Below are 26,818 nucleotides of genomic sequence, written 5' to 3' on the forward strand. Positions count from 1 at the left end.
GTCTATTGCGACGTAATCTCACAAAATGACATTTTGTGTCTCATGTCCTCTTTGATGCCTGATACCCCTTCTGACATTCACGCCGAAGCCAGCCGCTGGACGCTTCACGGCATCTCTCTGCTGGAAAAGGGGGATCACGATTCCTTGCAGCAAGCCCAGATCTGTTTTGAGCACGCCATCGCCTTGCGTGAAAATCTGTCCCTGGAGGAGAATCCGTTATTTCGTTGGGGACTGACGGCTGGCTGGATGAACCGGGGAGATGTATTGACCCGCCTGGGTGGCCCTGAGCGGCTGCAGGAGGCGCTGGGCAGTTACGATATCGCCATTGCACATCTGCACCAACTTCCTTTGGACCGTGACCCTGTTTTTCGCTGGCGGTTATGCGTTGCCTGGATGAACCGGGGAGTCACCGAACAAGCCGTAAAAGAGGCGGGTGCGCATGAGCGGGCACTGCGCTGTTTTGACAAAGCTATCGAGACGATGCATGGCCACGAATCCAGCGAGCGGGCTGACTACCAGCAGGTGCAGGCCAGTGCCTGGATGAACCGGGCCAATGAACTGCTGCAAAGCAGCCTCCCAGCCTGGCTGTCCGCTGTGGAGGCCGCGCGCCATTCGCTTGATCATTGTCGGCATCTTGATGAGAAAGACTTAGTGGGCAGGGAGGCTGGCATCAAGGCGCGGCATACTCTCTGCCGAGCGTTGGCCAGTCTGCTGGAGGCTCCTTCTGTCGATTCAGACCAAGCGGAAGCCTGGATCTTGGAGGCTACGGATGCGGTGGAGGATGTGATGCGACTGACCCAGGCTGATCCCCATTTTCAGCAGATCCGTGAAGAGATGTTTCACTTTGGCTGCCGCATGTATCGCGCTTTCCAACCTCACTTTTTGGCCGGATTTTTAGATGACGGCATGATGGCTGGCGGGATGTCTGAAGAAATGAGGCAGGCAGCCCGTGAAGCGCTGGCACAGGCGGCTTTCCAAATCCAGCAGGAGAATCTGGCGGGTTATACTCCCTCGCGTCTGGACCGCCTCCTCCATACCTTGCAATCGCTCAGTGAAGCAGGTGAAAAGCTGGGATTCAGGGATGGCTCACCACCCGGTAATCCACCTATCGGCACATGAAGGGTTGACCCCTTTGCCATCTGTGTGCAGTAAGTGATATGGCGGCAGGTGGCCAAGCCTGCCGGACAAGTGTGTACTTTGTCTTCCAGTGAGCTGACGCCTATGCACCATATTGACTTTCTCCAGGATCTGTCGGTCGTGATGATCATCGCGGCGGTGGTGACTATCTTGTTCCGGCAGATGAAGCAGCCCGTTGTCCTGGGTTACATCCTGGCGGGGGTGATCATTGGTCCGCATACCCCCCCGTATGCTTTGATCGAAGATGAGCATACCATTGAGACGCTTTCAGAGCTGGGAGTGATCTTCCTCATGTTCGCCCTGGGGTTGGAGTTCAGTTTAAAGAAGCTGACCAAAGTCGGTTCCACAGCCCTGATTGCAGCTTCTGCGGAAATCGTGCTGATGATCTGGGCCGGATACCATCTGGGGCGGACCTTTGGCTGGGGCACCATGGACAGCGTGTTCCTGGGGGCCATCCTTTCCATCTCGTCCACCACCATCATCATCAAGGCCCTGGAGGAGATCGGGAAGACGAAGGAGCGCTTCGCCCAGATGATTTTTGGTATCCTCATCGTGGAGGACATCCTGGCCATCCTCATGATCGCCATGCTGTCCGGTTTTGCCACGACTGGATCACTGGCCGTGGAGGATGTGGCACTCACAGTGGGAAAGCTGGTCACCTTTTTGGGTGTGCTGCTGATTTTTGGCCTGATCTTGGTGCCGCGTCTCTTGAACTGGGTGGCCAAGTTTAAGAGCAATGAGATGCTGCTGGTGACAGTCGTGGGGCTGTGTTTTGGCGTATCCCTGCTGGCGGTGAAACTGGGCTATAGCGTGGCTCTGGGCGCGTTCATCATCGGCGCCATCATTGCGGAGGCACGTCACATCGCACACATCGAGACACTGATGCATCCGGTGCGGGATCTCTTCAGTGCCGTGTTTTTCGTCTCCATCGGCCTGCTGATCGATCCTCAGGTTCTGAAGGAACAATGGGGGCCCATCCTGATCATCACGGCGGTGGTCGTCGTGGGCAAGGTATTGACCTGTGGGCTGGGCACCTTTGTGGCCGGAAATGACCTGAAATCTTCCATGCGCGTGGGCATGGGGCTGGCGCAGATTGGTGAATTTTCATTCATCATCGCCGCTCTGGGGCTTTCGCTGAAGGTGACCAGTGACTTCCTTTATCCCATCGCCGTTGCCGTATCTGCCCTGACCACGCTGCTGACGCCTTATCTCATTCGCAGCTCGGATGCCACGGTGAAAGGCATCAGCCATATCACACCGACGGGACTGATGAATGCCCTGGATGCCTACACGAAGTGGGTTGGCAGTCTCAGTTCAGGCAGCAACCGCAAGACCCCGGCCAAGTTCCTGCGCAAATGGGGCTGGCAGATCGTGGTGAACATCATCCTCATCGCCGGCGTTTTTATCACCGCTGCCTTCATGAAGGATCATGTGGAAAAATGGTGGCCTGATGCCCCTGGCGGATACAATGGCATCAAGGGCATGCTCTGGCTTGGGGCCATGATTCTCAGCCTCCCCATGCTGATCGCCATCGTCAGGAAGTGGCAGGCCTTTGGCATGCTGGTGAGTGAAATGAGCGTGTCCAGCGCGGTCGCCAAGGACAACACCATGCCCCTGCGCGGCATCATTTCGAACGTCGTCCTTACCGCCGGCTGCGCTGCCTTATTCCTCATCATCTTGGTTCTCAGTTCAGCTATCCTGCCTTCACGGAATCTGCTCATCGTGCTGGGGCTCCTGCTGGTCGCACTCACCATTCTGCTCTGGCGGGTCTTCGTGCGGGTGCATACAAAGGCCCAGTTCGCCCTCTATGAAACGCTGAATGAGGCCCCGCTGCCGCATCATGCGCCGGATGCTTTGGACATTCCCCCGCTGCTGCGCCATGCCGAATTGCTGACACTCAGTATTTCCCCGACCTCCATGGCCGCAGGAAAAGTCATTTCTGAACTGCAACTCCGCAGCCGCACAGGGGCGAGCATCGTCGGCATTGAGCGCGGGGGTGACAACATCATCAACCCTGGTATCTCTGAGGAGATCCGCCCTGGGGATTCCGTGCTACTCATCGGCAGTGCCGAGCAAATCCAGCTGGCAAAGGAAATGCTGGAGTAAGCAGCTCCCGTTCAGGGAGCGGTGGAGAAAAGCACTTCAATGCCTGGCAGTCTATCCGCCAGTTTCTCTCCCTTCTCCTTCCCGAGCACACACATCGCCGTGGCCAGCGCATCACTCGTCGTGCAATCCGGCGCGATGACTGAGCAGGCGATCCTTTCCGTGAGCCCCAGTCCGGTCTTGGGAGATAGGATGTGTGAATAGCGGATGCCTGCGATTTCGGTGTATTGGTAAAGATCTCCTGAGGTAGAAACAGCACGGTTTGCCAGGAGGAGAGTCTTCAGGCTGTCCTCATCCCCCGGTCGTGTAAACGTGCGCAGCTTGATCTCCCAGCCTTTTTGGCCGGGGGGCGCATCCCCCACCGCCGTATCCCCACCCGCCTGGGCGACGGCGCAGGGCAGGCCATGCTGGCGCATGATGCGCAGGCATTCATCTGCCGCATAGCCTTTCGCGATGCCCCCCAGATCCAGCAAAGTCCCGCGCTGTAGGGTGATTTGGCACTCGTCTTTCTCCTGTGTGATCCGCCGCCAGTCAGTGGCTGCGATGGCGGATCGCAGCCGGTCCGCCGGGGGCAGCCTGCCCTGACGCCGCGCCCTCCGCCAGAGCTGGGATAAATGGCCGCAGGTGGGGTCAAATGCCCCATCAGTAATTCGGGCGAACTCGATGGAGCGGTCCAATAAGTCCCGCATGGGCGTGCTGACGGCCATGGGATAAGTGGCGTCAGGAGCACAAAGCCGCATCAGCTCACTGGTCGGGTCGTAATCCGTGAAAATCTGGTTTAATACCGCAATGCGGGCGAAGCAGGCATCCGCTGCCTTTTCAGCCTTGGCCCGGTCATCCGTATAACAAGAGATGCGGAAGGTGGTGGCCATGCCTGGCCCGCTGAAATCATGCCTCTGGAGGGCAGGGGACTCAGCTCGGGCGTGAGCCGCCCAGAAACAAAACGCCCCGCATGCCAGGAGGCAGGCGGGGCGCAAGAAGGTCATGAACGCGTGTGCGGTTAGGCCACGAGAGTCTGGTCACGAGAAGGCCCGACGCCGAGGAGGCTGACGCGTGCCCCGGTCAATTCTTCCAGACGCTTCAGGTAGGCCTTGGCCAGGTCAGGAAGGTCAGCGAAGTTTTTGATCTGGCTGAGGTCCTGTTTCCAGCCCTGGTGGGTTTCGTAAACAGGCACACATTCCTCGATGTCCTCGATCGTGCTCGGCGGATAGTGGATGGTCTCACCACGCAATGTGTAGGCGGTGCAGATCTGGATGGTATCCAGACCGTCCAGGCCGTCCAGGTTAGTGATGGCCAGTTCATCGGCACCATTGATCATGACCGCATAGCGCACCAGCACTGCATCCAGCCAGCCGCAGCGGCGGGCACGACCCGTGGTGGCACCGTATTCACGGCCCATGTTGTGCAGCATGTCGCCGATGTCTTCATTCTCTGTGATGAAGGGGCCTGAGCCGACACGGGTGGTGTAAGCCTTGGCCACCGCCACCACTTTATCGATCATGCGTGGAGGCACGCCGGAGCCTGTGCAGGCTCCGCCGGAGGTGGTGTTGGAACTGGTGACAAAAGGATAGGTGCCGTGGTCGATGTCCAGGTAAGTCCCCTGGGCTCCTTCAAAAAGGAGGCTCTTGCCGGCACGGATCGCCTCGTGGCAATAGACGGCCGTATTCGTGATATGGGGAGCCAGGACCTTGGCTGCGGCCAGGACACTGGTGATGGTTTCTTCCACGGGCACTTCAGCCACGCCGACAGCGCGGAAAGTCTCATTGTGCATGAGCAGGCGGCTGCGCAGCTCACTTTCAAGCTGCTCAGGGCGGGTTAGCAGAATGGCACGCAGGCCACTGCGCTCCACCTTATCCGCATAAGCCGGGCCGATGCCGCGACCTGTGGTGCCGATCTTTTTATCGCCCAGCCGGGCCTCGCGGGCCTGATCCAGACCTTTGTGATAAGGCAGCACCAGGTGGGCCGTCTCGCTGATCTTGAGGTTCTCCGGGGTGATCTTCACGCCCTGGGCGCGCAGCTTGGCCATTTCTTCCAGCAGGCCCAGGATGTCCATCACCACGCCATTGCCGATGACGCACATCTTGTCTTCCCACAGGATGCCGCTCGGGATCAGGTGCAGGATGTATTTGGTGCCGTTGTTGATGACGGTGTGCCCGGCGTTGTTCCCGCCTGCAGCGCGTACGACGACGTCTGTGTGTTCTGTGAGGTAGTCAACGATCTTACCTTTTCCTTCATCGCCCCACTGGGCACCGACAACAATGGTATTGGACATTTACTTGAGCTTCTTTGCGGCGCAGGGAGGCCGCTTCCTTGGTTTGTTTTTTTTGGACAAATGAGTCACGCCAGCGGGCAGGTGGCTGCCGCCAGGGGATCGCTAAAAAAGGCGATCACCGGACCCGGTAGTTAAGCAGTCATTTGGCTGAATGAAAAGACGGCATAAGCACAGACCAGCAGCGCCAGGACTCCCAGGCCGATGAGCGGGGCATAACCATTGCTCTTGGGCTTGGCCTTGGTGCCGAAGCCGGAGCGGTGGCTGCGGTCGAGCGGGGTAGCGCCGTAACCACTGCTGGACACAGTGCGGGTCGGGGCGCTGTAGGCAGGGGCTTCCTCGAAGTCGCCAATGAAGACGCAATCCACATGACCCAGGGTAAAGGTGCCGCCGTGTCCCAGTTCCACGCGCTCGATGCGCTCACCACCGATCTTGGTGCCGTTGGTGGAGCCGAGGTCGGTCAGCACCCAGGAGTCACCCTCGATGGCCACTTCGCCATGATGGCTGGAGACGGAGTCGTGGGCGATGACGATCATGTTGTCATCGGCGCGGCCGAGCGACATGCGCTCAGCGGTCAACTCGACTTCGCCAGTGGTGCCTTCGGGGGTAGTGTACTGAATTTTTGCCATAGCGTCAGAGGATTTAGCAGGCCCGCGCGTAGCTGGCAAGCCGCAATCCTGAGTGCGGGGCAGGGGATTTTGAGGTGAGGTGGGCGCCGGGAGTGCCGTTTACGGCTCGCATGAGCGGATTTTCTGTGGCATAGGAGGGGGCTACATGCTTCCAACCTTCCTTTTTGCTACCTGCCGTTTCGGTTCTGAGCCCGCGCTCAAACGGGAGGTGGCCGCCCGATATGCGGGACTGCTGACACCGGCCTTCATGCGCCCTCAGCTCATTACTTGGAAGATTCAGGGGGAATTGCCGCCAGATTTCCGTTTTGGAGGTCTTTTTGCCCAGGTGGCGGGCATATCCCTGGGCATGGCGGAGTCTGCGGCGGAGGTGCCAGCCTTGTTGTCCACCCTTTCCCAGCGGCCAGCACTGCTCCATGTTTTCCCCCGGGAAGTGCCGGAAGATGGCGTTCCTGAGGAAACCTGGGCACGGGTGGATGCCCTGGAGGCGGAATTGACTGCACTTCTGGATCTGCCTACCGCCTCCGCTCCGCGTCCTGCGGAATACATCCTGGATGTGATTGTCGGTGCTCCGGGTGAGCCCATGCTGGTGGGCCTTCACCAGTACCAGCCTGGGGAATTTAAAACCGCAGGTGGCTTGTCCCGCATGCAACTGCCCCCGGAATCCCCGTCACGTGCGTGGCTGAAGATGGAGCAGTCACTGATCTGGCTAGGCGTTGAAAATGAACTGAAAGGCCGTGTGGTCCTGGAGCTGGGTTCCGCTCCTGGCGGTGCCACCTTATCGCTGCTCAATCGTGGAGCCACCGTTTACGGCGTGGATACCGGGGCGATGGATGAGCGGGTGCTGGCGCATCCTCAGTTCCATCACCTGCGTGTTTCTGCCGGGGATCTCCAGCCCTCCATGCTGCCGGACCAAGTGGACGTCCTGGTTTCCGACATCAATCTGGAGCCTCGCATCATCTGCCAGTATGTGGAAAAATTTGCCTCCCGCCTGCCACCTCTCGGGCTGATTCTGACACTGAAGCTGAACTCCGCCAAAGTGGAGCAGGAGCTTCCCCCGCTAATACAAAAGGTCCGCCACTGGGCACCAGGGCCAGTTTATACCCGTCAGCTTCCAGCCAACCGCCGCGAGGTGACGCTAGTCTCCTGGGCGGAGCGTTAGCAATGGCTGAACGGAATGCCGCAGCGGTTATTTAGGCAGGGCTTTGACCACCATTTTTTGCACGCGGAAGAGTTCACCTTCATGGGGGATTGTTTTGGCCCGCACACGCAGCCGGTAGATGCCAGGTTGCTCCACCTGCACATTGCCCACAACGAAGCCTTTAAAATCTGATGCGCCGCCAGTTTTGACTGCGGCAGTCAGCAGTGTTTGGCCAGCCAGCAGAACCTCATACGTGCCGAGCTGGTCACTGGTATGGGATTGATAAATGGCGATTTCATACGGGCCACTTTGCGGGAACTCCACCAGCCAGGAGGCCCAGTCCCCCTCTTGAGTCCAGTTGATCAAAATATCCTTTTCTAAGGCTATGGAGCTATCGGACCGGTAATCCGCCTTTTCCGCCGGCAACTGGGCTGTGCCGTTTGGTGCAACAGGAAGGACCTGGGTCAGTTTATTGCGAAAGATCTCGGCGAGGTCACGGGCCTCAGCTTTCAGGGAATCATCCGCCTCATTGGCGAATTCTTCAAAAAAGGCGGCAGTCCCCGGGGCGATGACGCGGCTCATGATGCCAGCTACATAGCGCTTCTCCTCAGTGTCACGGGTGTTGCTATAGAGGCTTTGCACCTGGAGAAAAAGAGTCTGCTGGGAGCTGGGGCCAGGATTGCCGACCAACTCTCGGGCCGCCAGGAGCAGATAAATGCGGCAGGCTTCATCCTCCTCTTTTAAAAAGCGGGTCGTGATGATGGCCAGCGGTTCATGCGTGGGATATTGTGCCAAGGTCGTAATGGCAGCCAATCGCAGCTTTTGCGATGGATCTGCGATTGCTTCGGTGACGATGTCCAAGGTTTCATCTCCACCCACATGCGTCAGCACATTGAAAAAGAGGGTTCGGTTTTCTGCCTGGCCTGTGGATTGACGGTAGGCACGCAGTACGTGCTGGGTGGCCACCTTCGGGTCCAAGGCTCCTCGGATCGCGGCGATCAGAGATTGTTCGACCATCTTCAGGTCACTGCCGCTGCTTTTGCGCGCTTGGGCCAGCACCTGAGGCAGTTTTTCCTCTGGAGTAATACGACCTAAGGCTAACCAAACGGCCTCCCGCACATCGGTGCGCGGATCATTCGTCATGCGCAGCAGGGGTTCGACAGCCGCAATGCTACGACGCTGGCCAGTGATCTGCACCAGACGTGCTGCCGCTCGGTGGTTTTTAATTTCCTCCAGGTGCTCGCTAAGGATGTCGTCAATGTAGCTGCCACCACGAATCTGGGTCAGAGCTTTGGCCGCTTGGTCCTGGTGGGCAGGATCTTGCAGAAATTCCAGTAACATCCGGATATCCACATCCGACCCCTCTGGCTGATCACTTTCACTCAATTGCAGCAGACGTTGCTCACGCGCCTCCCGACCTGCGTATTTGAAATAGCTGACTATGGCAAGCTGGGCCAAAAGGACGAATCCAAACGCAGTGAAGATCATCACCAAGCTGGATCGGCGTTTCGTCCCGGGCCGCATGGATGCCTGTGCAGGACGGCGCGCAGTCTCTGCCCGGCTCGTCGGCTTTGCTGGCTCTGCATGGGTAGCAGAAACTGCGGCGGGAAGCAGCGCGGGCTCCTCTGTGCGGAAGGATTTCGGCTCCAAAGCGGAAGATGTTTCAGGCTCAGAAGAAACATCCACCATGGGCGATTCCTCCTCCTCTCCATAAACAGTTGTAACGGGTGGTTCAGGAGATGTTTCTGGCTCATCGGCCAGCACTGAAAGGACCGATGTCTCCTCTTCATCCAAAGTGAGCAAGACTGGCTCTTCGTCGGGCTCATCGTCCGGAAGCACCGCAGGCAGTTCCTCATCTTCCAGAACCATGACTGCTGCTTCGGTGACGCTTGTCGCTGCCTGCACTTGCAGATTCGTGCCCAGCCTGCGGAAGGCGGCCAGGGCTGCCGCTGCACTCGGGGGGCGGTCGGTCGGTTTGACACGGATCAATTGCTCCACCCACAGGCACAAAGCATCGCTGAGATCTGGCCGCAGCTCTCCTAGTGGCTGGCGCGGCGGATACAGATGGGAGGTGATCACCTGCGCCTTCTCTTCCCCTGGAAAAGGAAGCTGGCCCGTGAGGGCAAAGTAATACACACAGCCCAGAGCATACAGATCCGTCCGCACATCCACATAACCGCTCCCGAACTGCTCCGGTGCCATAAAATAAATGGATCCGGCCATGGAATCCTGCAATCCGCCGTCAGCGGGCAGTTCCTGAGCCAGGCCAAAATCAATCAGCTTCACCTCCAGGTGCCCATGCTGATTCCATGGCAGCATGATGTTCTCTGGTTTCAGATCCCGGTGGATCAGCCCTGCATCATGGGCCGCACCAACGGCTTCCAGGGTTTGGGTTACCAGCAGCTTAAAGGCCGCGAGGTCCAGGGGCCCTCGGGACAGTCGCTTGTCCAGGGATTCTCCCTTGATCAGTTCCATCACCAGATAGGCCCCTTGGTCATCACTGCCGTAATCGTAAACCGTAACGATGTAAGGATGGCGCAGGGCATAAAGAGTGCGTGCCTCCCGTACCAGCGCCGCTTGATGGGCGGTATTGAGGTGGTTCAGGCGTTTGATCGCCACATCGCGGTTTTCAGTCCTGTCCCAGGCCTGCTGGATACTGCCGCTGCCTCCGGAGGCGAGGGTGGAGATGATGTGATAGCGCTCGTTCATTGATTCACCAAACTGACTGCCGTGGAGTGAACAAAGGTCCACTGGGGATTCCAGGTGCGCAGATATAACGCTGAAAAAAGGGCAGATAATGCGCCTTGAAACCGTGGAATGGTCATTCCCCTCTCAGCATCACAATGTCTTGCGGCATGGCCATGGCACGTACAGGTATGTCGGACGGCTGGCGGACAGGAGATGGATTCACTTCACTCACCATGATCTCCGGTCCATTCTGAATGCGCAGCTTGTACTGGGCTGTGGAGCCGAGGTAAGTGGTGTCCACAATATGACCCGGAAAATGGTTGGGGGAATTCAGCAGGTGGCCAAAGGTCAATGCCTCCGGGCGAATGGATAGCAGGGTCTTTTCCCCATGCAGCGGCTGCCAATCCGGGCTGGAAAGACGCGCCCGCAATGTGGCGAACGATGTTTGCACTTCATAGAGCCCGTCCGCTGCATGGGCCTGAACGGTCCCTGGAATAAAACAAGACTCGCCAATAAATTCCGCCACCATGCGTGAAGCTGGATTTCGATAGACTTCCTCAGGTGTGCCGGATTGCACCACACGGCCCACATCCATGATGGCTAGGCGGTCTGCCATGCTCAAGGCTTCATCCCGGTCATGGGTCACGTAAATGGCCGTCAGACCAAATTCCTTGCAGATACGTCGGATCTCAGACCGCATTTCGTGGCGCAGTTTCGCATCCAAATTGGAAAGCGGCTCATCCAGGAGCAGGCAGCGCGGGCGCACGACCAGTGCACGGGCCAGCGCCACTCTCTGCTGCTGCCCACCTGAAAGCTGGGCGATCTTGCGCGTGCCCAGTCCATCCAGTTTCACCACTTCCAGAGCTTCAGCCACTCGGTGCTCGATCTCAGGCCTGGGCCGGTTCCTTTCTTCCAGACCGAAGGCGATGTTTTGGGCCACGTTTAAATGGGGCCACAGGGCATAGCTTTGAAACATCATGCCAGTCCCACGCTTGTGCGCAGGCAGGCGGGTCACATCATCGCCATCAAATAAAATCTGACCTTCATTCGGCTGATAAAATCCGGCCAGATGGCGCAGCAGTGTGGTCTTTCCACATCCGCTGGGCCCCAGCAAAAAGAACAGCTCTCCCTCACCAATGTCCAGGCTCACACGGTCCAGCACCGTCTGGTTACCAAAGCGTTTGGTTAAGTCGCGGATGGAGATGTGAACCATGCTAAATAGCTCTAAACCAAAGCATTGCATCAAGCAAGCCTGCTGACAGCTTCACTGGGAAGCATGAAAGTCGTCTTGAATCTGGCGGCTAGGTTTCGAAGTAGGTGTAACCTCTCAGACCGGCGTCATAGGCTCCCATGATCTCGCGGCGCTCAGCAGCTGTGATACGCTTGGAAACGACCGCGCTTTCAGCCAGATTGCGGAAGCGGGTGGCCAGGTCCTTCGGATCATACTCCACATAGCTGAGCACTTCGGAGACGCTGTCGCCTTCCTGCTCACGGCGGTATTTGAGCTTGCCGTTTTCGATGCTGATGCTGACGACATTGGTGTCGCCTAACAAATTGTGCAGATCCCCCAGGGTCTCCTGGTAGGCACCGACGAGGAAGATGCCCAGCATGTAATCCTCACCTTTTTCGAAATCAGGATCATGCAGCGGCAAGCTGCCGCAGATCTCACCACCATGGGCAAATTTGTCAATCTTACCGTCACTGTCACAAGTGATGTCGGAAAGCACGGCATTGCGCGTGGGCTTCTCTTTCAGCCGGTGAATGGGCATCACCGGGAAAATCTGGTCGATGGCCCAAAGGTCAGGCAGGCTCTGGAAGACGCTGAAATTCCCGTAATAGTAATCCGTCATCACGGTGCTCATGCGCTCCATCTGGCTGCCGTCATGGCCCACAGATTCCAGCTTGCCGGAAATCCATGTCATGATGGACCAGTACATTTCTTCGCCTTGGGAGCGCTCGCGCAGGCCCACTTTGCCGTAGTTGAATTCGCTCCGCAGTTTGTCGCGGTAATAGACCGCATCGTTGTAGATTTCCTGCACGCGGTCACGGGTCAGCTTGGAGGCGTCTTTGCCAAATTCTTCCCGCAGTTCTGCCAGATTGCGCAGGAGTTGGGGGGAATCTTTTTTCAGCTCAATAGGGCCACGTCCTGGCTCGAAGCGGTTGACGTCCAGGATGTTGATCACCAAGACCGAGTAATAAGCCACCACTGCACGGCCAGATTCAGTGATGATGTCCGGATGCGGCACGCCTGCTTCAGCGGTAACTTCCGAAATGGCCTCAATGACGTCCGCGCAGTATTCCTTGGTGCCGTAATTGCTCGATGCAGAGGTGGCACCCTTGAATCCGTCATAGCTGATGGCCAGACCGCCGCCCAGATCCAGAATGCCCATGCGGGCACCTTCGTGTACAAGGCCGCAATAAACGCGCGTAGCTTCCGTCACCGCCTGGCGGATGGCACGGATGTTGGGGATCTGCGAGCCCTGGTGATAATGCAGCATGCGCAGGCAATCCAGCATGCCCTGGTCGCGCAGATGATCCACCACGCCCATGAGCTGGCTGATGTTCAGGCCAAAGACGCTGGCGTCACCGCCGGAGCCGCTCCAGTAACCGGCGCTTTCTGCACTCAGGCGAAACCGAACGCCGAGGGTGGGGCGAACGCCCATTTTTTTGGATCGCTCCAGGATCAGGGCCAGTTCGCTGGGCATCTCCAGCACCAGGATGACCTGCAGGCCCATCTTTTGGGCATTGAGCGCCAGGTCGATGAACTCCTCATCCTTGTAACCATTGCAGACAATGTAAGCTTCCGGGTCATGCATGTAGGCCAGCGCAGCGATGAGCTCCGGTTTGCTGCCAGCTTCGAGACCGTAATGATACTTGCGGCCATAGCGGGTGATCTCTTCGATGACCTCCTGCTGCTGGTTCACCTTGATCGGATACACCCCGCGATAAAGCCCCTGATATTTGGCCTCCTTGATGGCGGAGTGAAAACCTTCATTCAGCTCATCAATGCGCCAGCGCAGCAGATCACCAAAACGGATCAGCACCGGAAGCTGGGTGCCGCGCTCACGCAGACCCTTGACGATTTCAGAAAGAGAAACCGGCTTCGGTTTTTTGCCATCTTTCAGGTTCACGACGACCTCGCCCTTGGCGGACACATCGAAATAACCATGACCCCACTCACGAATGCCGTAAAGGTCGGCGCTGTCGTTGATGGTCCAGGGGGAGGTTTTGGGGGTGCGGCGTTCCATGTAAGTCTGAGCGCGCGATTATGGGGGCAATCCGGCGGATGAAAAGTGAAAGTCTTGGGATTGCGTGTCTCCCTGACATGTTAATAGGCTCTTTATTCACCCAAGGAACCTGTAAAAAACGCGGCAACAGTCTGCTGCCACGTTTCATAAGGCATGATTTAGGGCTTACTCCGCCTGGCGCATATAGGCCACAATGTCCGCAATATCCTGCGCCGTTAGGCCCAATTGCGATCCGCTGAGCATGAGGGAGCGAGTCATCTTGGTGCGGTTGGCGATCCTCTTGCGCGGCACAAACTGCGTCTGCCCGCCCATGCTGCGGACGATGAACACATCCCCCTCAGCCAAGACCATGCCATGGATTTTCAGGCCGTCCTTGGTCAGGATCTCCACGCCATCGAAGCCGTGGGCGATGTCCTTGCTGGGATCAATGATGGCCTGGGCAATGATATCGGTCGGCTGGCTGAGCCCCCATCCCTGAAGGCTTGGGCCGAATTCGACGCCTTGCCCATTGATCTGGTGACACATCACACAGCGCACGACCAGGGATGACCCGTTTTTGGCGTCGCCTTTGAGCTTGAGCACATCTTCAAGTTTCACCAGACTTTCACCTGCAGGTGGGATCTCAATGGTCACCAGCTTGATGGCATCGGGATCGAAGATGCCCTGGGCTTTCAGCTCTCCGGCGATGTTGTATTCATTCCAGTCATTGGTGCTGCGGTTGATCAGCCACCACATGGCATCGCCATGGATCGGGGATTCCTTGTCTTTGGCCACGGCCAGCATGGCATTGGCAGCACTTGGGTCCTGGGTAAAGGCCAGCGTATCCAGCGCCAGCTTGCGCTGTGGAGCGGAAAGTTTGGCAGAAAGCGCCCGTGCTTTCACATCTTCGACGGCCGCCACCGGATGCAGACGCCAGGTTGCCTGGGCGAAGGCATCGGACCAGTCTTCTGCGGCTGTTCCATTGCCTGCTTTTTTGAGGGCGGCCCACACTTCAGCTTCTTTGCCTGTGCAGCCGATGCCCCAGGCTTCCAGGTAGGAGCGGTCCTTGCCATTGTACCGCTTGGCCAGTTCCACTAAAATTTTACCGCTTTGGGCAAAGGGCACATCACGCATCGCCACGGCCACTTCGCTGCGCACTGCGGCAGAGCCATCCGCGGCCATGCTGTTGTAAAGGTCCAGCAGATCCCCACCGGCAGCCCGCAGGGCACGGAAGGCCACGAGCCGCTTGTCTGCATCATCAGACTCCAGCCATGGGCGGATACGCAGGCTAGCCTTTTCACCCATCTGCGCCAGCAGCCACACAGCACGCGCAGCGATGTACGGATTCTCGTCGTTCAGCAGCGCCGTCACCGCAGGCAGTGATTTTTCACCCTGCTCCTTCAGTTTCACAAATCCGCTGTGGCGCACATTCGTGGCCGGGGACTTCAGCGCGGCGATCTGGCCTTCCGTCGTGTCATAGCTGATCTTCGGCTGCTGGGCTTTGAATCCCTTTGGAGCGATGCGGTAAATGGTGCCGCTGCAGGTTTCATCCGTGTCCATGTGCCCGCCGGTGCGTTTGTCGAACCAGTCACTCACGTAGATGGCCCCGTCTGCACCCACGCACACATCACTCGGACGGAAGAGTGTGTGGCTTTCATCGGACATGTTATCCTTGCCGCCCACGAAGTCGCTGCCCTTGAAGACACCGGTTGTGTTGGTGGTGCAGAAATCAAAACGCTCCAGCTTGAAGCCCGCGCCATCTAGTTTTGGCAGGTAGCCAAAGACGACGTTGCGGCCGGTTTCACAGCTCAGCAGCAGGCCCTTCCATTTGTCACCCAGCGCACCGTTTTCATAATAGCACATGCCGGTAGGTGCGCCGCCGCCATAGACGTCACCCGCAGGGATGCTGCCCGGATCTTCCTGCCGCCATTCGGCGATGGCTGTGGTCTGCCCAGGCCGCTTGTCTGCCCGCCACTGGCGTTTGCCATCACGCGAGAAGAAACCAAAGCTGCCGCCTTCGATGAGGTGGCTGACCCGGCAAGCCGGCGGATCGTCATTGTCATTCAGAAACATGTTTCCAAAGGAGTTCTTCACGCCCTCATAGCTGTTGCGATAATTGAAGCCCAGGACGCGCGCATTATGCCCATTGGGTTCCATGCTGGCCGTGAAACCGCCCACATAGACGTGGCCGTCGTCGCTCTTTTCACCAACGTAAGTGTTGTTAAGGTAACCGCTACCGATGCGAAACGTGTTCCCGCTTTTGTCAGTAAACTGCGCACCGCAATTGCCATTGCTGAAATACCAGCGGCCATCTGGACCGGCATAGACGGAGTGCAGGCTGTGATCATGCTGCGGCTGCTCAAAGCCGGACAGAAGCACCTCGCGCTTGTCCACGGAGGGGTCGAATTTCAGGTCCCGGTCCACATCGGTATAAACGATGATGTTCGGCGTATTCGAGACCACGATGACGTTATCGAACACCGCCACCCCCAGCGGACATTCCAGCTCCTTTTCCCGGACGAAGACATGCGATTCATCCGCTTTTCCATCCCCATCGGTATCCTGCAGAACGCGGATAGCATCCCCTTCGCGGCTGCGGCCGCTATTACGGCGGTAGTTGATCCCCTCAGCCACCCAGATGCGGCCCGCGTGGTCCACATCCATATTGGCCGGGTTAAAAAGCATCGGCGATGTTGCCCAGACGGAGATCTCCAGTCCCTCCGGCACTTTGAACATACTCGTATCCAGATGCACGGGCACTGCTGCTTTTTCGTCAAACGCAGGCACCGCAGGATCCGCCGTGAAGGCAGGCTTGGCTGGGACGAATTCCTTGACGGGACGTACAGGCTTTTCCGGGCGGGCAGGCTTTTCAGGCTTCGCAGCGAAAGCAGTCACCGTCACAACGGCGAGGAGGGCTAGGGCGGTGGTGGGTCGGAGCATGGGGGCGGTTTCAACGAGCAATTTCCCCCTCATCTTACGCCGTGGCACAAGATCGTGACCAGCCCAGAGTTTTTCACAAACCGAACTAAGTTGTTCACAGACGTATACACAGGTTGCTCCCATTGCATCGTGGAGGGCCTCCGCCATTGGTAAGGTGACATGGCAGAATCCGTTTCCAACCTTGTCCAGGCCGCCGCAGCTTTGGGAGAACTCCCCGAAAAAGCTGCCCCGAAGCCGCAGGCCAATCCCTTTGGCCGCAAGCGCAATGAAATACCCACGGCTGAGGAACTCCTGGCCAACATCAACCGCGCCCTCCCTTTCAGTGACGAAGCTGAAAAAGGCGTCATTTCCAGTCTGCTGCAGGATCCCAACGAGCGTCTGAGCGAAAGCCGCGTAACCCTCCCGGCGGCTGCCTTTTATCACGAGGCGAACCGGACGGTGTATGAAATGCTTCTATCGTTCTACGATAAAAACTTGCCGGTGGATCCGGTGATGGTCACCAATGCCCTGCGCGACCAGGGCCTGCTGGATCGTGTGGGCGGCCCAGCGATGATCACGGAGCTGTTCACCTTCGTCCCGGTCCCTTCGCATTACAGTTACTACAAAAAAATCGTCCAGGACAAGCACATCCTGCGGCAGATGATCCATGCCTGCTCCCTTAACATCGAGGCTTCTTATGAGCACGGGCGTAGCGAACTGGAGGCGGACATCAATACCCTCATTGACCACAGTGAGCAGCGCATCCTGGCCGTGCGTGAAACCATGTCTGGCAAAAGCGATGGCGTGAAAAGCCTCTCCGCTCATGTCGCTGAGGCCATTGATTCCATCCAGTACATGCTGGAGCATCCCGGCCAGTTACGCGGTCTCTCCACCGGTTACAGCAAGCTGGACAGCATGAGCAGCGGCCTGCAAGGCGGGGAAATGTTCGTCATCGCCGCCCGTCCCTCCATGGGCAAGACCTCCCTGGCCATGAACCTGGTGGAGCACGTGGCCGTGGATTGTGATAAGGCCTGTGCCGTTTTCAGTCTGGAAATGAGCGCCACCATGCTGGTGCGACGTCTCCTTGTCTCCCGCGCCCAGCTCTCCATGCAGGACCTCTCGCGCGGCCTCATGTCCCGTGCGCAAATGGATGCGCTGACGAAGGCCACCCGAGAACTGCAAAAGGCAAACATCCTTATTGATGACACTCCCGGCCTGGACGTGCTGGAAATGCGCGCCAAGGCACGGCGCATGAAGAAGCAGCATAACATCGAGATGATCATGATCGATTATCTCCAGCTCATGACCTCCAGCAGCCGTCGTGCACAGGACAACCGCCAGATTGAAATCGCGGAAATTTCCGCCGGTATCAAAGGCATCGCCAAAGAGCTGAACGTGCCCGTCATCGTTCTCGCCCAGCTCAACCGTTCCGTGGAGTCCCGTAAAGGCCAGCGCCCAGTGCTTTCAGATCTTCGTGAGTCCGGCTCCATCGAGCAGGATGCCGACATGGTGGGCCTCCTCAGCCGTGAAGACTACGCCGGCGGCAAGATGGAAGTGGGCACCGAGGAAGAAGAGGAGCGCAAAAAAGGCCAGGCCGTCCTCATCCTCGCCAAAAACCGAAACGGCCCCACCGATGACGTGCCCCTGCGCTTCATCGACTACGCCATGCGCTTCGTGGAACGCTTCCCTGAAGAAGGCGAAGCCGAGTCCCCTTAGTGCAGCCGGGTTGAACCACGCTGACTAAATCACCGGCCTGCCCAGAAACAGCACATACCGCCACAGGTCACCATACCCATGGTGCACCTGGCAGAGCAGGGCAGGGAAGTCACGGCGCAGACATGCCAGCACCTGGCCCTCCATGCGCACATGGTTCACCCCCATCCAGCGGCGGAACCAGGCCCACCGGCTTTCATGGAAATCCACCACCGCCACCACACCTTGTGGGCTGAGATCCTGCTGGCAAATTTTCAGTACTTCATCATAGCCAGGGTTGATCATGGACAGCGAGTAACTGAAGACGATGAGGTCAAACTTCACTTCTCCCGCCACAGGCGCATCATAGGCCTGATGCAAAAGCGAAACCCGCTTCCCAAAACGCTCCATTTTGGGCCGCGCACGGTCCAGCATATCCTGGGACAGATCCAGCCCGATGACCTCCGCCTGCGGAAACGCCTCCGCCAGATGCACCAGGTTTTTCCCCGTGCCGCAGCCGATCTCCAGAATGCGCCCCGGCTTCTTCACATGCCCTGCCGCACGCTGCACCAGCCTGCGCCTGCCAAACAGGAACGCCCAGCGTGTGAGGTCATAGATGCGTGCATGCCAGCGGTAATAGCCAGTGAGTGATTGTTGGTTAGGTTGTCCGGTGCTCATGCGATAACGTCTGCCAAAAGGGTGCATCCATAAGTGCCCACGCGGTCCTGCAGGTGCAGGGCATCCGCCAGGGGTTGGTTCAGGCGCAGGCGCTGAAGCGCGCTCTCCGGGATGAAATCGATCACTGGGCTGGCCGAGCGCATGAGGATGCGTGTCCCTGGACGGCTGTTTTCCAGAATGAGCTGCCACTCCTCCGCCAGCGCTTGGGGCTTGTGCGCCGCCAGCCAGTCCTGATGATCCAGCAGCACATAGTGAGAATAAGCAGCCGGGTTTTCGCGCAGGAAATTGGCCACCGTGGTGCTGTGCGTGGTGATGCGGCTGCTGAGGGATTGCAGCATCGGCTGATGCTCCTCTTTCAGATAGTTTGGACAGCAGGACCGTGTATAATGTCCGGTTAGGTAGGCCCGCCAAAAGTAGTTATCTTGAAACGGCACCTCCGTCAGCACATGGGCCAGCTTTGATTGAATGAAACCCGTGAGTCCGCCTGGGAACTGCGTCTCAATGAGGCGGATCTGCGCCCTCGGCACCCCCAGCATCGTCATCGCCATCGGCTGCCGCACCAGCCAGGATACCAGGCCATTCCACAGCGCCGGTTTCACATGTTCATACAGGCGTTTTTGCTCATCCAGATTCTGCACATGCAGCATCGCGTCCACATAGTCCCGCACACGTGGGCTGCGCAGGAAGGTCTGCAAAGCGATCCACGCCATCTGCCCGGCAGTGCCACGATAATAAAACGAAGGGTTCAGGGGCGAACTCTGAAAGTAATAATGCTTCGCCTTCCAATACTCGCTGGCAAAGGGATGCATCTGCCCATCCAGTTCGTTCAGCAAGCCTTTGAATCCCGGATGTGAACCCTCGCCAAAGAGACGAAATAGATCCTCCTGATCCCCACGCCGGATCATGGCGATCTTCAATTGTAGCAGCGCATTCTGGCGGGGGTTCATGTCCACCGCATGGATCTCCGCCGGGCCATCCAGCAGATAATCCAGCGCATTGCAGCCCGCGCTGGTGATCATCACCATTCGGCTGTCCGCCTTCAGATCCAGCATCTCGCGGTCCAGCCGTGGATCCTCCCAGCAGGTGTTGTAAACTAGATTGCCACCATGGACCCGGCTGAAGATGGCATCATGAGCCCGTTGTGTCAGATGGGTTTTGGGAGGGGTGCGTACGACCATGGCCCATACACAAACCTGTGCCGGGCCATTTGGCAGGCAGCTTCGTGCAACGAATTCGACAGAGGCCCGCCTCAGTCCTTGGAGCTGATGTTGCCAGATTTTCGGATCGCCCGCATCAACCGCCAGCCTAGGTAAACGCTGATCACATACCCCAGCGCGCCGAAGATGGACACCCCCCACAGCAGTGGCTTGGCCTCACTGCTCCAGAGCTGCGAGGAACCCAGAAAAATCGCCGCCGTGAGCACTCCCAGCACCAGCCGGTTAATGATCGGATCTAGGTGCCGGTGATCCAGGTGCACCGTTAGCGTACCATCACGAAAACGCGCCAGCAGATCCGCCATGTCCCGGGGCAGGGAGCTCAGCAGCCGGTCCCAGTCACGGTAAGTGCGGCGGGCCCGCCTAACCAGGCGTTTAGGGGAGAGACGACGCAGGATCATGCGCTGGCAGAAGGGCTGCATCAGCTCCGCCAGGCTCACATCCGGGCTAAAGCGGCGGCTTGTTCCCTCCAGCACAATGATCGTCTTCAGCAGCACCGCCAGCGGTGGCGGCAGGGTGATGTGATAACGGCGGATGATCTCGATCAGGGAAGTCAGTGCATGGCCCACATTGATCTCGCTGAGCGGGTGACCCACGTAATCCGCCATGAAATCATCCAGATCCGTGCGCAGCCGTTCGCGGTTAAAGTCCGGCGGTACGGAGCCCAGCCTCAGCACCTGCTCGGTCACCTGGGTGGAATCATGTTCTACGATAGCGAGCAGCAGCGTCTCCACCTCATCGCGCAACTCATCATCAATGCGTCCCACCTGCCCACAGTCGATCACTCCCACCACGCAGCCGGGCAGCAGCATGAGGTTTCCGGGATGCGGATCCGCATGGTAGAAACCATCGCGAAAAACCATCTCCAGATACATGTTGGCTCCGCGTCGGGCGAATTCGTCCAGGTTTTCCCCGGAGGCTTTCATTGCCACGATATCCGTGCCGGAGATGCCATCCAGCCGTTCCATCGTGATGATCTGATGTGAGCACAGATCCGCGTAAACCCTCGGGATGCGCACATTCGGTTCATCCAAAAAGTGCTGGGTGAATTCATCAATGTTCCGCTTCTCATACGTGAAGTCCATCTCCCGCAGCAGCGCCTTGCGGAACTGCCGCACGATGGCCACCGGCTGGTACGGTCGAAGGGCAGGAGAATGCTTTTCCAGCAGCTCCGCCATCGCTTGGACGATTTCCAAATCTGTCGTGCTCTTCGCCTCAATGCCTCCCCGGCGGATCTTGACCACCACCTGTTCCCCGCTATGCAATCGCGCTGCATAGACCTGGGCGATGGAAGCCGCCGCCAGCGGAACCGTATCAAATTCCGCATACAGCTCCTCCAGCGGCAGGCCCAGATCCGCCAGCAGGATGGCCCGGGCAGATTCCACAGACTCTGCTGGCACATTGGATTGAAGCTCGGAGAGTTCGGTCGCCATCTCTGCTCCCACCAGGTCTGGCCGGGTGCTCAACATCTGGCCCAGCTTGATAAAGGTGGTGCCCAGTTCCGTCATCGCCATGCGCACACGGGCGGGCGTCGTCAGGTCGGAAAGCACCTGTCCGTCCGCACTGCGCAGACGGTTGATCAGCCAGGGATAATCAAAGCCGCCGAAGAGATCGGCCAGTCCGTACTTGCCCAGCACGGTGGCGATTTCGCCCAGGCGTTTCGCATGGCGTTCCAATCGGGCGAGCGGTTCGATCTTCATGATTGCAGTGTAGCCAGAAGCGCCAACTTCCAAGCACGTTCCTCAATCACGAAGACCTGTGGCCGCTTTAATGATGCACGGAGCAGCCCGTGCCCACGCTCTGAAAGAAGTCCGTCCCTTTGTCATCCACCAGGATGAAGGCAGGGAAGTCCTGGACCTCGATCTTCCAGATGGCCTCCATGCCCAGTTCCGGGAACTCCACGACTTCCACTTTCTTGATGTTCTCCTTGGCCAGGATCGCAGCCGGACCGCCGATGCTGCCCAGGTAAAAACCACCGTGTTTTTTGCAGGCATCCGTCACCTGCTGGCCGCGATTGCCTTTGGCGATCATCACCATGCTGCCTCCACGGCTTTGGAAAAGGTCCACATAACTGTCCATGCGACCTGCTGTCGTGGGGCCGAAGCTGCCGCTGGGCATCCCGACCGGTGTCTTGGCCGGGCCTGCGTAATAGACAGGGTGCTCCTTGAAGTATTCCGGCAGGTCTTCCCCTGCATCCAGGCGCTCCTTCAGCTTGGCATGGGCGATGTCGCGGGCCACCACGATAGGTCCGTTGAGCAGCAGCCGTGTCGTCACCGGATGTTTGCTCAGTTCCTCCCGGATGGCCGCCATTGGCTGGTTGAGGTCGATTCGTACCGCGTTGGTGTCTTTGCGGTGGCGCAGCTCTTCAGGAATGTATTGCAGCGGATGGGTCTCCAGTTTTTCGATGAAAACACCGTCGCGAGTGATCTTACCCTTCGCCTGACGGTCAGCGGAACAGGACACTCCGATGCCGATGGGCAGGGATGCACCATGCCGGGGCAGCCGGATCACCCGCACATCCAGGGCGAAGTATTTGCCGCCAAACTGCGCACCGATGCCGCAGGTGCGTGCCGCTTCCAGCATCTGGGCTTCCAGCTCGACATCCCGGAAAGCGCGGCCATGCTCATTGCCCGTGGTCGGCAGGTTGTCATAATACTTGGTGGAGGCCAGCTTGACATGTTTCATCGTCGCTTCAGCGGACGTGCCGCCAATGACAAAACTCAGGTGATAAGGCGGGCAGGCCGCCGTCCCCAGGGACAGCATCTTCTCTGTCAGGAAAGGCACGATACTCTTCGGATTCAGCACCGCACGTGTCTCTTGATACAGGTAGGACTTGTTGGCTGAGCCGCCGCCTTTGGAGATGAAGAGAAACTTGTACGCATCCCCCTCCGTGGCATACAGGTCGAACTGCGCCGGCAGATTGGTGCCCGTATTCTTCTCCGTAAACATGTCCAGCGGCGCATTCTGAGAATACCGCAGATTGTTCTCCGTGTAGGCTTCATACACCCCTTTAGAAAGGGCCGCTTCATCACTGCTGCCTGTCCAGACCTGCTGGCCTTTTTTGCCCATGATGATGGCAGTGCCTGTATCCTGGCAGAAGGGCAGGAGACCTGCTGAGGACACATCCGCATTCTTCAGCAAAGTCAGCGCCACCATGCGGTCATTCTCACTCGCCTCTGGATCGTCCAGGATCGCCGCCACCTGCTTGAGATGCTTCGGCCGCAGGAAAAAATTGATGTCATGAAACGCCTGGTTCGCCAGCAAAGTCAGCGCCTGCGGCTCCACACACAGGACTTCCTTCCCGCCGAATTCATTCACGCTGACATGCTCCTTCGTCAGCAGCCGGTATTCAGTCTCGTCCTGGCCGAGTTCAAACAGTTCCTGGTAATGAAAGGGAGGGGTGGGCATGGCTTATGGAACAGATACTTTTAAAAAGCATACGCGCCGGGGCAAATGGGAATGCGTTTTTGCGATCTACTCCAGGCCCTGAGAGAAAAATGGTCGTCAATTGACACATCAGCACCAGAATAAGCCATGAGACTGACTGTAATTTGGACACAGACATCTGCACGATTGCCAAATCTTTAGCGAAGTCAGACGCCTGCACTCTAAGCTCTGCCATAAACCGGCTTCTGAGGCGTTCATTGCCCATGAATGCATCCACGCCATCACCCACCAATCAAAATCCGGTCACGCGGAATGGTTTCATCGTTTCCAGAGGTGTTGCCCCATCACTCCTGAGATGGTAAAGGATATCTAAACTGGTCACCGCTCACCGCCCAGCCTTCATCACTTCCTGAAACGGCGAGGTCACACCCATCGTGCTCAGGATAAATTCGTCCGTGCGGAAGGAACTGGCGGGCAGACCTTCAGCATTGATGAGATTGGCACCTTCCGGCCAGGCTGCCCAGGCATAACGGACACCGACGGGAGCGGGTACTTCTGGACTGGAAACGACGACTTCGTTGCCTTCGATCTTCGCCTTCGCCCAGACCCATTTCTGGTCTTCTCCGGCGATTTGGAAATGCTTCAGCTCTCCCCCATCGCGGGTTTTCAGTCCGCCTCCCACGTAGTCGAACTGGATGCGCACCTGCCCGCCTTCGACCATGCTGTTTTTGAACAACGGACCGCTGGGTATGGTGCTGCTGCGGCCATAGTCTTTGGTCAGTGCCCACAGCGCCAGGCGGCGGCCCACTTCCTGTTTGTTCTTCGGATGGATGTCGTTTTCCTCACCGATGTCATTGATGACCGCGAGTCCGGTCTTTGGCAAAGTGATCGCAGTCAAATACTGGGCCTCCTGAAGCTCCGCCCAGGTATCCGCCACGCCTGCTTCTTTCGTCACCGGCAGCCGGTTGCCGTAGCTGGCCAGTTGCACAATGTAAAAGCTAAACTCGTCATTCCAGCGCGTGCGCCAGTCATTGATCATGTTAGGCAGCAGTTCCTGATATTGAAAAGCGCGGTTTTGGTTAGACTCGCCCTGATACCAGATCGCTCCTTGCAGGGTATAAGGAATCAGCGGGGCAACCATCGCATTAAAAAGCACGGCTGGGTGATGCGGGGTTTTATTCGGATCATCGGGCGGACGTGGCGCAGCGGGAGCTTTCTTCTTTTCGCCCTTGGCCAGTTTCGCATTCTCTTCATTGATCGCCTTCACCTGTGCCTGCCATTCGGCCTTGGCGGTTTCAAAACGTGCATTCTCCGCAGCCGCATCCCAACTACTGCGAATGCCATCCCAGTCACTGAGGAGCTGGGCCGCGCAAGGTCTCTCTCTCAGGGATTCGTGGCTGGTCCAGGCCTCCACTCGGGTGCCGCCCCAGGAGGTGTTGATCAGGCCCACCGGCACTTTCAGTACCTGGTGCAGGTGACGGCCAAAGTAATAGGCCACAGCGGAAAACTGGCCCACATTGGCTGGCCTGGCTTCCTTCCAGCTACCCTTCACATCCGTGGCAGGCTCCATCGCAGTCGCACGCTCCACATTGAACATGCGGATCTGCGGAAATTGCGCGGCTGGGATTTCCTGCTCAGCATTGGCCGCCTGGCTGACCGTCCACTGCATGTTCGACTGGCCGGAGCAGATCCACACTTCACCGACCAGGATGTCCTTCAGGGTTATCGTATTTTTTCCAGCCACGGTCATGTCTGCAGGCGTGGCATTCGCTGGCATGGGGTCCAGCAAGACGCGCCATTCCCCATCCAAATCTGCCTGTGTGACCTTCGCCTGACCGGCAAAAGTGATCGTCACATTTTCATCCGCCTCGGCTTTTCCCCAGATGGCCACGGATTTTTTCTGCTGAAGCACAAGGCCATCCGTGAAGATCGCAGGCAGGGTGACATCAGCCAGCACCGGAAGGCTGGTCAGGAGGAACAAGACAGAAAGGAAACACTTCATGGGCATGAGGAGAGGCCGTTTAAAACGTAAACCACTCTCCGTACGTAACAACGAACTTTAGGAAGCCACAAGTACAGATGCGAAATGCAATCATCGGTTTCCGGCTCACTGCCATGTCAGCGGGGTGCCCGCAGGCAGTAGGCGGACGGCAAATGCGATGTTCCAGTTGGTCATGCGGAAGCCGCCGATGCTCTCCTGCCGCCGCATGTATCCGGGGATGCTGGTGCCGTGCAGACCGTAGGGCAGGGGAGTGGCGTCACTGCCTTTGGCCAGATTGATCCAGATAAATCCCACGGGGTTATTAGGCCCTGGAGGCAGGACTTGAGGTACACTGGCAGGCATGACGGGGTCTCCAGGGCTCACCATTTGGGGACGCGGAATCGCGTCCAGAATCTTCCATGTCCCACGACCACGCAGTCCTGGGCGGGCGACCGCGACAGGCAAGTTGGCCACGAGTTTGCCACTGCGACGGATCTCCAGCCGCGAATTGCTGACGATGGTCGCAGTGACTGGTGTCGCAGGGTCGGCTGCGGGTTGCAACGGTTCCGCCAGGGCATTTTCGATCTCAAAGGGATGCACATTGGGCACGAAAAAAAGCGCACCCACCGTCACGGAAGATTTCAGGCCCGGGTTGATCCGGCGCAGAAACGACTCGGAGCAGTGATAACGCTCAGCCACAAATTCCCACACATTTCGATAGGGCAGAAAGCTGGCCGCTGTGAGTTGTTCCAAAGTGATGCCAGGCTCCGGTGACGCTGAATTCCCAGATTTGCGGGTGGCCGAAATTTTAGGCGGCTCAGGTGCGATCCAGCGGAAATCTTCGCGACGCAATTGATACTCCGCATAGGCACCGCCCATGTTTTGCAATGCTTCAGGTATTTGCCCCATTTCAGACCGGAGTTCACCTGGATACGCTGCCTCATAGGACCGCAGAGCGGCATCGTACAAAGGGCCGTCCGTCCCATCGATAGGTCCCGCAGAGAATCCCTTCCGGTCCAGATACGCCTGCATCAGCACCACCCGCGCCACACTGCTGGCGGCTGAGGGCAGCGGTCGCTTGAGCCGGGATTTGGTTTCCGCCGCCACTTCTTTGGTCTTCACGGATTCTGCTTTGGTTTCCGGCTTTTGCGCCACCTTGGGCTTGGGTGCGGGTTTGGGCACAGGTGCCATGGCCTGGATGTCCGCTATGCTGGGAATGCGTAACTTTTGATCAATCACGATAATGTCACGCTTCATCCGGTTGAACTCTTTGATCTGAGCCACCGTCACTCCATGACGTCGGCCAATCAAAGACAGCGAGTCTCCTTTTTGAACCACGTATTCGAGCGTCTTTTCCGGCGGTCCCTGCGGGTTGGGAGCGGAGACAGATGCCTTGCCAGCAACTCCGTGAGTCGAGTTTGCCATGCTGCTAGGTTCGGGCTGCATTTCCAAAGAAAGCCCCCATGCAGCAGGATTGGAAGGCTCCGGTGCCCAGCGCCATTTCACGGCCTGCTCCATTCCCGGTTCAACGGTCGCTTGAGCGAGGGATTGCCCGATCACCGGTATTGCCGTCATGCAAAGCCAGACCACGAAGCAGACCCAAAATGAATCCATGATCAAGGCATCGAAGAGGAGTCGTTTCTTAGCCATCATGGATCAAAGCCGGATATGGGGACATCACAAGCGCTGAGTGCCCAAGCTGCTCGCAGTGCCTCATAAAAAGGACACCGGATTAGCATCGTCAAGGTCGGTCATT

General features: G+C 57.9%; 17 protein-coding genes. 4 read left to right on the forward strand and 13 right to left on the reverse strand.

Features of this window, described 5'->3' with window-relative positions; all coding sequences use genetic code 11:
• Positions 1-42 precede the first annotated feature (42 nt).
• Together EI77_RS06510 and EI77_RS06515 are read left to right on the forward strand one after the other, a co-directional pair.
• A complete protein-coding gene (locus tag EI77_RS06510) occupies positions 43-1,119 on the forward strand; it encodes a hypothetical protein (protein WP_208300292.1) in 1,077 nt (358 codons plus the stop codon).
• Positions 1,120-1,221: 102 nt separating this feature from the next.
• Positions 1,222-3,243 carry a monovalent cation:proton antiporter family protein gene (locus EI77_RS06515; RefSeq protein ID WP_133793983.1) on the forward strand — a complete coding sequence of 674 codons (2,022 nt, stop codon included), beginning with the start codon at positions 1,222-1,224 and terminating at the stop codon, positions 3,241-3,243.
• A gap of 11 nt (positions 3,244-3,254) precedes the next feature.
• On the opposite strand, the gene EI77_RS06520 is transcribed toward EI77_RS06515, so the two are convergent.
• The 3 genes from EI77_RS06520 to EI77_RS06530 form a co-directional block, all read right to left on the reverse strand.
• Positions 3,255-4,112, reverse strand: coding sequence for an FAD:protein FMN transferase (locus EI77_RS06520; protein ID WP_166647082.1), 858 nt, complete (start codon positions 4,110-4,112; stop codon positions 3,255-3,257).
• Positions 4,113-4,240: 128 nt separating this feature from the next.
• Entirely contained in the window at positions 4,241-5,512 is a 1,272-nt protein-coding gene (locus tag EI77_RS06525; RefSeq protein WP_133793985.1) for an adenylosuccinate synthase, read from the reverse strand.
• Positions 5,513-5,643: 131 nt separating this feature from the next.
• Complete coding sequence (locus EI77_RS06530) at positions 5,644-6,138, reverse strand: FHA domain-containing protein (RefSeq protein ID WP_133793986.1); 495 nt, start codon at positions 6,136-6,138, stop codon at positions 5,644-5,646.
• 145 nt (positions 6,139-6,283) lie between these two features.
• On the opposite strand from EI77_RS06530, the gene EI77_RS06535 reads away from it, so the two are divergent.
• Positions 6,284-7,297, forward strand: a complete 1,014-nt coding sequence (locus tag EI77_RS06535; protein WP_133793987.1) for an SAM-dependent methyltransferase — start codon at positions 6,284-6,286, stop codon at positions 7,295-7,297.
• 27 nt (positions 7,298-7,324) lie between these two features.
• Here EI77_RS06535 and EI77_RS06540 read toward each other — a convergent pair whose 3' ends face one another.
• The 4 genes from EI77_RS06540 to EI77_RS06555 form a co-directional block, all read right to left on the reverse strand.
• Entirely contained in the window at positions 7,325-9,985 is a 2,661-nt protein-coding gene (locus EI77_RS06540; protein WP_133793988.1) for a protein kinase domain-containing protein, read from the reverse strand.
• Between the two features lie 112 nt (positions 9,986-10,097).
• Positions 10,098-11,177 carry an ABC transporter ATP-binding protein gene (locus tag EI77_RS06545; protein ID WP_133793989.1) on the reverse strand — a complete coding sequence of 360 codons (1,080 nt, stop codon included), beginning with the start codon at positions 11,175-11,177 and terminating at the stop codon, positions 10,098-10,100.
• An 88-nt stretch (positions 11,178-11,265) separates the two neighbouring features.
• Positions 11,266-13,212, reverse strand: a complete 1,947-nt coding sequence (speA, locus tag EI77_RS06550) for a biosynthetic arginine decarboxylase (protein WP_133793990.1) — start codon at positions 13,210-13,212, stop codon at positions 11,266-11,268.
• A gap of 165 nt (positions 13,213-13,377) precedes the next feature.
• Complete coding sequence (locus EI77_RS06555; RefSeq protein WP_208300293.1) at positions 13,378-16,131, reverse strand: PVC-type heme-binding CxxCH protein; 2,754 nt, start codon at positions 16,129-16,131, stop codon at positions 13,378-13,380.
• Between the two features lie 159 nt (positions 16,132-16,290).
• Here EI77_RS06555 and dnaB point away from each other — a divergent pair, with 159 nt between their 5' ends.
• Positions 16,291-17,826, forward strand: a complete 1,536-nt coding sequence (dnaB, locus tag EI77_RS06560) for a replicative DNA helicase (RefSeq protein ID WP_133793991.1) — start codon at positions 16,291-16,293, stop codon at positions 17,824-17,826.
• A 24-nt stretch (positions 17,827-17,850) separates the two neighbouring features.
• On the opposite strand, the gene EI77_RS06565 is transcribed toward dnaB, so the two are convergent.
• The 6 genes from EI77_RS06565 to EI77_RS06590 all read right to left on the reverse strand — a co-directional run bounded on the left by EI77_RS06565 (position 17,851) and on the right by EI77_RS06590 (position 26,676).
• Entirely contained in the window at positions 17,851-18,480 is a 630-nt protein-coding gene (locus EI77_RS06565; protein ID WP_133793992.1) for a class I SAM-dependent methyltransferase, read from the reverse strand.
• Positions 18,477-19,658 (reverse strand): BtaA family protein, encoded by a 1,182-nt coding sequence (locus EI77_RS06570; RefSeq protein ID WP_133793993.1) that lies wholly within the window; start codon positions 19,656-19,658, stop codon positions 18,477-18,479. Before EI77_RS06570 ends, EI77_RS06565 begins: the two co-directional genes overlap by 4 nt.
• A gap of 71 nt (positions 19,659-19,729) precedes the next feature.
• Positions 19,730-21,394, reverse strand: a complete 1,665-nt coding sequence (locus tag EI77_RS06575) for an ABC1 kinase family protein (protein ID WP_133793994.1) — start codon at positions 21,392-21,394, stop codon at positions 19,730-19,732.
• A 67-nt stretch (positions 21,395-21,461) separates the two neighbouring features.
• A complete protein-coding gene (locus EI77_RS06580) occupies positions 21,462-23,102 on the reverse strand; it encodes a fumarate hydratase (RefSeq protein ID WP_133793995.1) in 1,641 nt (546 codons plus the stop codon).
• 364 nt (positions 23,103-23,466) lie between these two features.
• The gene (locus tag EI77_RS06585; RefSeq protein WP_166647083.1) at positions 23,467-25,083 is read right to left on the reverse strand and encodes a sialate O-acetylesterase; all 1,617 of its coding nucleotides are present in this window, start codon (positions 25,081-25,083) and stop codon (positions 23,467-23,469) included.
• A gap of 105 nt (positions 25,084-25,188) precedes the next feature.
• Positions 25,189-26,676, reverse strand: coding sequence for a LysM peptidoglycan-binding domain-containing protein (locus EI77_RS06590; protein WP_166647084.1), 1,488 nt, complete (start codon positions 26,674-26,676; stop codon positions 25,189-25,191).
• Between the last annotated feature and the right edge of the window lie 142 nt (positions 26,677-26,818).

Source organism: Prosthecobacter fusiformis, from assembly GCF_004364345.1.
Lineage (GTDB): Bacteria > Verrucomicrobiota > Verrucomicrobiia > Verrucomicrobiales > Verrucomicrobiaceae > Prosthecobacter > Prosthecobacter fusiformis.